Consider the following 8,032-nt stretch of genomic DNA (forward strand, 5'->3'; position numbering starts at 1 on the left):
GCGGGTCGGCGGCGCGTTGAATGCCGGCCGGTGCGCCGCCGACCGCTGCCCGGTTGACCCGAAAGAGATAAGGGCACGTCAGATGGCCGGTAGAGGACAAATCTGAAGAGAGGCTACGGGCGCTTTGCGGAACTGTTACCTGAGAGGGTCTGCACGTTCCCTTGACTGGTTCTCGCGCTCTCCGTACGTTGCGGCGTAGAACGTTGTACGCGTTCACTTCGTCCGGTTCGCGCTCTTTCGCTTGGGCGCTCGCGACATCTCCCCTCCGGCCGGCAAGCTGCCAGGGCCGCACTTCCTTCGCATCCCAAGGAGTTTCCGATGCGGCGTACCACTCGATCTGCTCTCGCAGTGACCACGACCATGAGCCTTGCCGGTCTCGCAGCCCTCACCGGCTGCACCAGCGCGGGCACCACCTCAGGCAACACGGGCGAGGCCAGGACCACGCTCACCCTCGGCATGACACAGGACATCCAGGGCTGGGACCCGACCAGCCAGCCCCCCTACCAGGGGTGGGCCGCGTCGGCCGTGTACGACACCCTCATCCGCTGCAGCGCCACCGGCCAGCCGGAGCCCGAAGTGGCGACGTCCTGGACATTCGCGCCGAACAACATGGGCGTCACCGCCCGTCTGCGGTCGGGCATGAAGTTCTCGGACGGCAGCCCGCTCGACGCCGCCGCGGTGAAGGCGAACTTCGAGTACTCCAAGACGCACGGCGGCGGCGCCGCCCGCTTCAAGGACATGACGGTCACCACGCCCGACAAGTCGACCGTGAAGATCGCCCTGTCCAAGCCGAACCCGCTGCTCACCGGGCGCCTGTGCGACCTGCGCCTGGGCAGCCCCAAGTTCCTCGCGAGCGGCAAGACGAACAAGGCGCCCGTTGGTTCGGGCCCGTACACGCTGGACGCCTCGGCGACGACCGCCGGTTCGACGTACGCGTTCACCAAGAACGACGCGTACTTCGATTCCAAGCGGTTCCCGTACAAGAAGCTCGTCATCAAGGTGATCACCAACGAGACGGCGACGATCAACGCGCTCAAGACCGGGCAGATCGACGGCTCGCTCATCACCCAGGCGACCTACAGTCAGGCCGAGGCGGCCGGACTGAAGACCATGTGGCAGAAGAGCGAGGTCACCCGGCTGCTGATCACGGACCACCTCGGCAAGAAGGTGCCGGCGCTGGGCAACGTGGACGTGCGCCGGGCGATGAACATGGTGTTCGACAAGGACTCCATCGCCAAGAACCTCTACCGCGGCCTCGCCTCCCCGACCGCGCAGATCTTCCGTGATGGCACCCAGGCCCGTATCAAGGACCTCAAGGACCCCTACCCCTACGACGTCGCCGCCGCCAAGGCGCTCATGGCGAAGGCGGGATACGCCAAGGGATTCAGCCTGGAGATGCCCTATCTGCAGGGCCAGGGCCTCGACGCGCTGATGCCGGTGGTCAAGCAGCAGCTGGGGCTGATCAACATCAAGGTCAAGCAGGTGACCCTGTCCGGGCCGAACGCCATCGGGGATCTGCTCAGCGGCAAGTACCCGGTGCCCATGTGGGCGCTCGGGAACTACGCCGACTCCCGGCAGGACATCACCGACTACATCCTGTCGGACGGCATCTGGAACGTCGAGCACCAGCAGGACGCGACGGTGACCAAGCTCTGGAACAAGATCTCCAACGAGACCTCGGAGCAGTCCGCCAAGGACCAGCAGGCCCTCAACCGGTACGTCATCGACCAGGCGTGGTTCGTGCCGATGGTGGACACGGGCACGATCTACGCCTCCAACCCCAAGGTCAAGATCAACAAGTCGACCGACCCTTCCGGCCTGCACCCGCAGCTCTGGGACTTCCAGTAGTCCGGTAGTCGTCCCCGGCGTGATCGATTGGAGCCACGGGTGTTGGTATCCGTACTGAAGAAGCTGGTTCGCGCGGTCGCCGTGCTCCTGCTGGTCAGCTTCGCGACCTTCACACTGATGTACGGCAACGGTCCCGGCATCGCCCGGGCCGTGCTGGGCACGAACGCCACCGACGCCACCGTCCGGGCCGAGGTGGTCAAGCTCGGCCTGGACAGACCGCTCCCCGTGCAGTACGGGGACTGGCTCAAGGGAGTCGTCACCGGCGACTTCGGGGACTCCTTCTTCACGGGGCAGTCCGTCTCGTCGGCCCTGTCCTCCCGGGTACCGGTGACGCTCACCCTGATCGTGCTGACGATGCTGCTGACGGTGGTGGCGAGTGTCCTGATCGGTGTCGCCGCCGCCGTCCGCGGCGGGTGGATCGACCGGGTGGTGCAGTTCCTGTCGGTCCTGGGAGCCGCGGTACCGCCTTTCATCGTCGCGATCGGTCTGGTCTTCGCCTTCGCCGTCTCCATCCGGGCGTTTCCCGCCACGGGGTACGTCTCACCGGACCAGAGTCCCACCGGATGGATCGAGTCGGTCACCCTGCCGGTGATCGCTCTGCTGGTGGGATCCATCGCCAACTCCGCCGCACAGTTCCGCGGGGCGATCCTCGACACGCTCTCCCAGGACTTCGTCCGTACCCTGCGGGCGCGTGGGATCCCCGAGTCCAAGGTGGTCTTCCGGCACGTGCTGCGCAACGCCGCGGGTCCCGGTCTGACCGTCCTGAGCCTGCAGACCCTCGGCCTCATCGGCGGCGCCGTGTTCATCGAGCAGGTGTTCGCGCTGCCGGGCATGGGAGATCTGAGCAACACCTCCGCACAGAAGGGCGACGTGCCCGTGGTGATGGGTTGCGTGCTGGTGACGATTGTGATCGTGCTCGTCGTCAACCTGCTGGGTGACCTCGTGACGGCGGCGGTCAACCCGAAAGCGAGGACGCGATGACCACGATTCCCACCATGGAGCCGTCCGGGCCGGTGCAGCCGGCCACCAAGGGAGGTTCGCTCCTGCGGCGGCTGCTGACCACTCCACAGGCCGCCGTCTGTCTCGCCTTCCTGCTCTTCGTGGTGTTCCTGGGCCTGTCCAGCTCCTGGCTGGCCCCCCACGGGCAGAACGTGACCGACCTGGGCGCGGTGAACGCCTCCCCGTTCTCCTCAGGTCACCTCCTCGGAGCGGACTCGACGGGACGGGACATCCTGTCGCGGCTGATGTACGGCGCCCGGCAGACGATGATCGCCTGTCTGGTGGTGCTCGTCGTGTCCCTGGTGATCGGCGTGACCAGCGGCCTCGCCGCCGGCTTCTACCGGGGCAGGACCGACGCGGTGTCGAGCTGGTTCTCCGACGTGGTCATGTCGATGCCCGGCATCGTGCTGCTCATCGCGCTGTACGCCCGGACCGGGTCGAACATCGTCGCCGCCATGGCCGCCTACGGGCTCATCGTCGCACCCTCGTACTTCCGCCTGGTCAGGTCGGTCGTCCTCGGGGTCCGCAGCGAGCTCTACGTGGACGCGGCCAAGGTGGTCGGCCTGTCCGACCTGCGGATCGTCGGACGCCATGTGCTGTGGGCCGTACGCGCGCCGATCATCGTCCAGAGCTCGTTCGTCCTGGCCTCGGCGATCGGTATCGAGGCCGGCATGGGCTTCATCGGCCTGAGCGACCCCGACAAGGCGTCCTGGGGCGGGGTGCTCCAGGAGGCGTTCGGCAACATCTACAACAACAAGCCCGGCGTGCTGTGGCCGGCCCTCCTCATCGTGCTGACCGTCCTGGCGCTCGTCCTGCTCGGCAACGCCCTGCGCGACATCCTCCAGGCGTCGGCACACAGCAGGACGCTGTCCCCGCGGCGGCGCCGCGAACTCGTCCAGCGGGCACGGGAAGAACGCAGGCAGGCGGCTGTGGCGGAGATGGCCGCTCCCGCCGAGGCCGTGCTGTCGGTCCGCGGTCTGCGCATCGGATACCCGGACGGCGAGGACGGGGTGCGCGAGGTCGTGCACGGCGTCGACCTCGACGTACGGCGCGGAGAGATCCACGGCCTGGTCGGCGAGTCCGGCTCGGGCAAGTCCCAGATCGCGTTCTCGACTCTGGGCATCCTGCCCCGCGAGGCGGTCGTCCTCGGCGGCAGCGTCCTCCTGGAGGGTCAGGACCTGCTGGCCGACGAACACCGGCTGCGCGAGGCCCGGGGCCGGCGCATCGCCTACGTGCCCCAGGAACCCATGTCGAACCTCGACCCCTGCTTCACGGTCGGCGCCCAGCTCATCCACGGCCTGCGTGCGATCAAGAAGATCTCGAAGCAGGAAGCGGAACGGGAACTGCTGAAATTGCTGGCGCGCGTCGGCATCAAGAACCCGGAGCGGGTCTTCAAGCAGTATCCGCACGAGATCTCCGGCGGTATGGCACAGCGTGTCCTCATCTGCGGCGCGGTGGCCTCCGACCCCGATGTGATCGTGGCGGACGAACCGACCACCGCCCTGGACGTGACCGTGCAGGCCGACGTGCTGGAACTGCTGCGCGAACTGCGCGACGAACGGGGACTGGCCGTCGTCCTCGTGACCCACAACCTGGGAGTCGTCGCGGACATCTGCGACACGGTCAGCGTGATGCAGGACGGTCACATCGTGGAGCGCCAAGACGTCGACGGGCTGTTCGAGGCCCCGGCGAAGGCGTACACGAGGGAACTGCTCTCCTCGGCACGCCGTGTCGAGATCGCGGAGGTGTGAAGTGACGGAGCCGGTACTCAACGAACCGGTCCTGAAGGTCGACAACCTCGTGGTCCGCTACGGCGGACGGCGGGGCACCGGAGCCACGGTGATCGACGACGTCTCCTTCGAACTCTGCCCCGGGGAAACTCTGAGCCTGGTCGGTGAGTCGGGGTCGGGCAAGACGACCATCGGCCGCGCGGTCCTCGGACTCGCGCCGGTCACGGCCGGCACGATCACCTTCCGCGGCGAGACCGTCAGCAACATCCCGCGGGCGCGCCGGCGCAAGGTCGCCCGTGACATCCAGGTCATCTTCCAGGACCCGTACTCGTCGCTGAACCCGTCGATGACGGTCGAGAGCATCCTCGTCGAACCGCTGGTCGCGGCAGGCGTGGAGGGCGGCCGGGCACGGGTACGGGAACTGCTGGACGCGGTCGGCCTGCCGGCCGACGCCGGCGGCAGGTATCCGCGGGAGTTCTCCGGCGGCCAGCGGCAGCGCGTCGCCATCGCCCGCGCCCTGGCCCTTCAGCCGTCGGTCATCATCTGCGACGAACCCACCAGCGCCCTCGACGTCACCACCCAGGCCCGGGTCCTGACGCTCCTCCAGGACATCCAGCGGGAGACCGGAGTGGCCTACCTGTTCATCAGTCACGACCTCGGCGTCGTGAACGAGGTCAGTGACCGCATCGCCGTCCTCCATCAGGGCCGCATCGTCGAGATCGGCAAGGCGCACGACATCGCCACCGACCCACAGCACCCGTACACCCGCAAGCTCCAGATGGCGGCTCCGGTAGCGGATCCGAAGAAGCAGCGACTGCGCCGCGCAAGGCGGCTGCAGAGCGACACCGCGGAGCTTTCCGACCTCAAGGGAACCTCGTGAACACACAGGGAGCAAACGTCGGCGACGCATCCGAGCCGGGCCGGCACAACGCGCTGACGAGGCGCAGTTTCGTCCGCAACACGGCCGTCGGTGCTGTAGTGGTCCTCGGCACGTCGGCGATCTCGATACCCGGCGCGTCGGCCGCGACCCGCCCGCAGTGCGCGGCACTCGTCAGCGGCGGGCCGATGTGGGTCACCGCGGACTGCGACGACCCGACGTACAGCCAACCCGTCATCGACAGTGAGACGGACCTGACCACACCGGTACCGCACCGCAAGGTCTCGGGCCACTTCGACGGCACCGACAAGAAGTTCAATCTCTACCTGCCGCCGAAGGGGCAGTGGCGGGGTCGCTTCTTCCACAAGGTGTACCCCTTGACGGACGAGAACGCCGCCGACCAGGACATCGCCTTCGGCGCGGACAGCGGCGCCTATGTCGTGCAGGCCAACGGCGGCACCGGATACCGCGTCGACGCCGCCGCGGCCAAGTTCTCCCGCACCTACGCGGCGAAGTACTACGGCACGTCGAGAAAGATCTACGGCTACGTCTGGGGCGGCAGCGGCGGCTCCTTCCAGACGATCGGGGCCATCGAGAACACCCAGGGCGTGTGGGACGGCGCGGTGCCCTTCATCCCCGGCACGCCGTACTCCATCCCGAGCAGTTTCACCGTCCGTGCCCTGGCGCGGCTCGTCCTGAGGGACAAGGCGCCCCGGATTGCCGACGCCGTCAGGCCGGGTGGCAGCGGCCGGCCTTTCGCGAGTCTCAACAGCGTGGAGCGGGCCATGCTGCGCGAGACCACGGCATTCGGCGTTCCCCTGCGGGCGTGGGAGGACTACGAATATGTGCTCGGGGTGTCATCGCCGGACGGGCTTCTCGGATTCGCGGCCGTACTCCGCACCATGGACCCGGCCTACGCCGACGACTTTTGGAGCAATCCTGGCTACCTCGGCACCGAGAAGTCGGCTCTCGGCGACGTCGTCCGTGGCGCCCGGATCGACCTCCTTACCACGGTCCAGAAGGTCGAGCGGGACGCCCAGAACACGCCCACGAGCATGGTGCTCGCCAGTGCCCCGACGCAGCAGGACACCACGGGACTCGACTTCACCGTGTACGCCGGTGACGGCACGACGGTCATCGGGACGCTCACGGCTTCCCTGGACCCGGCGACGCGCGTCGTCACTCTCGCGAGCGGGAACGACGCCAAGGTGCTGGATGCCCTCGACACCGGGGTCAGGCTGCGCCTCGACAACAAGTGGACCATCGCCTTCCGCGCCTATCACCGCTATCAGGTCCCCACGCGCCCCGGCTTCTACCCCTGGGACCAGTACCGGGGGCCCGACGGAAAGCCGCTCTACCCGCAGCGCGCCCTTCAGGTCGGCCCGCTCATCTCCAAGTCCACCAGCGGCGGCGGCACCCACACGGGCAAGATCACCGGCAAGGTCATCGTGGTGGGCAACCTCGCCGATGTCGACGCCTGCCCCTGGCCGGGCGACTGGTACCGCGCCCGGGTGAAGGAAGCCCTCGGCGCTCAGTACGGCGACGACTTCCGCCTCTGGTACAGCGACAACGCCGACCACCTCGAAGGCCCGGTCGCCGGTGCCCGCGCGGCCCAGATCATCGAGTTCACCGGCATCCTCCAGCAGGCGCTGCGCGATCTGAGCGCCTGGGTGGAGAAGGGGGTGGAACCCGCACGCACGACTGCCTACGACGTGGCCGACAGCCAGATCACGGTGCCGGAGCACGCCACGGCCCGCCGGGGAATCCAGCCAGTCGTCCACCTCACCGCCGACGGCACCGACCGGATCGAGGTGACGGCCGGCACACCCGTCACCTTCAGGGCCCGGATCGAGGTCCCGCCCGGCGCGGGCCGCGTGGTGCACACCGAGTGGGACTTCGCCGGCACCGGCGGCTTCACGGTGAAGCCGTTCGGACCGCCGCGCCAGACCGTCGAGATCCGGCAGACCTTCACCTACACCGAGCCGGGCACGTACTTCCCCGTTCTCAAGGCGACGGCACAGCGAGAGGGTGACACGGCAACCCCCTTCGCCCAGGTGGCGAATCTCGGCAGGGTGCGCGTCGTGGTCCGCTGACAGCGCACCGTGGCAGAGGAAGGAGCCGGCGTGCGATGCCGCGCCGGCCCCTGGGCTTGGCGATGTGCTGAGCGACGTCGTCGGCCGGGCTCTCCCTCCGGGAGTTCGAGTGCGGCATATCGTGACCGTGCCTTTTCCCGGGCCGGCCGGCAGACCGACACGGACGCGAGGCGTCCTCGCTGAGGCACGGGGCGTCAGCCACCGCGCCAGTCCCCGACCCTCCTTTCAGGGGCTGTGTCCGCATCGCTTGTGGTGGCTGATGCGACGACTGATCACCCGCCTCGCCGACCGTCGCCCCACCCAGGTCGACCACGTCTTGCACTGGTCGACCTGGCGCCGAAAACGGCAGCTGTGCTGCTTCGGTCTTCTGCGACTATGCGACTAGATGTATTGACCCGCAGCGTTGTTCACACGGCTGATCGGTGGCTGGCCGCCAAGTGCGGTGTGGCAGCGATGGTGGTTGTAGGTGTGCAGGAAGTCTGCCA

Annotated in this window: 5 protein-coding genes and 1 pseudogene; 5 read left to right on the top strand and 1 reads right to left on the bottom strand. The window is 68.0% G+C overall.

Annotated elements, in window-relative coordinates; all coding sequences use genetic code 11:
• Positions 1-318: 318 nt before the first annotated feature.
• The 5 genes from ACN6LD_RS37985 to ACN6LD_RS38005 are packed head-to-tail and all read left to right on the top strand — an operon-like array spanning position 319 to position 7,547.
• The gene (locus tag ACN6LD_RS37985) at positions 319-1,848 is read left to right on the top strand and encodes an ABC transporter substrate-binding protein (RefSeq protein ID WP_445045535.1); all 1,530 of its coding nucleotides are present in this window, start codon (positions 319-321) and stop codon (positions 1,846-1,848) included.
• Positions 1,849-1,887: 39 nt separating this feature from the next.
• Positions 1,888-2,829 carry an ABC transporter permease gene (locus ACN6LD_RS37990; RefSeq protein WP_319188291.1) on the top strand — a complete coding sequence of 314 codons (942 nt, stop codon included), beginning with the start codon at positions 1,888-1,890 and terminating at the stop codon, positions 2,827-2,829.
• Positions 2,826-4,598 carry a dipeptide/oligopeptide/nickel ABC transporter permease/ATP-binding protein gene (locus ACN6LD_RS37995; protein WP_445045536.1) on the top strand — a complete coding sequence of 591 codons (1,773 nt, stop codon included), beginning with the start codon at positions 2,826-2,828 and terminating at the stop codon, positions 4,596-4,598. Before ACN6LD_RS37990 ends, ACN6LD_RS37995 begins: the two co-directional genes overlap by 4 nt.
• A 1-nt stretch (position 4,599) precedes the next feature.
• Positions 4,600-5,457 carry an ABC transporter ATP-binding protein gene (locus tag ACN6LD_RS38000; protein ID WP_445045537.1) on the top strand — a complete coding sequence of 286 codons (858 nt, stop codon included), beginning with the start codon at positions 4,600-4,602 and terminating at the stop codon, positions 5,455-5,457.
• Positions 5,454-7,547, top strand: coding sequence for a Tat pathway signal sequence domain protein (locus ACN6LD_RS38005; RefSeq protein WP_445045538.1), 2,094 nt, complete (start codon positions 5,454-5,456; stop codon positions 7,545-7,547). The genes ACN6LD_RS38000 and ACN6LD_RS38005 overlap by 4 nt, the downstream gene beginning before the upstream one ends.
• Positions 7,548-7,928: 381 nt before the next feature.
• On the opposite strand, the pseudogene ACN6LD_RS38010 reads toward ACN6LD_RS38005, so the two are convergent.
• A pseudogene (locus ACN6LD_RS38010) lies at positions 7,929-8,032 on the bottom strand (IS481 family transposase); the annotation flags it as partial.

This window comes from Streptomyces sp. SAS_272 (genome assembly GCF_052543235.1).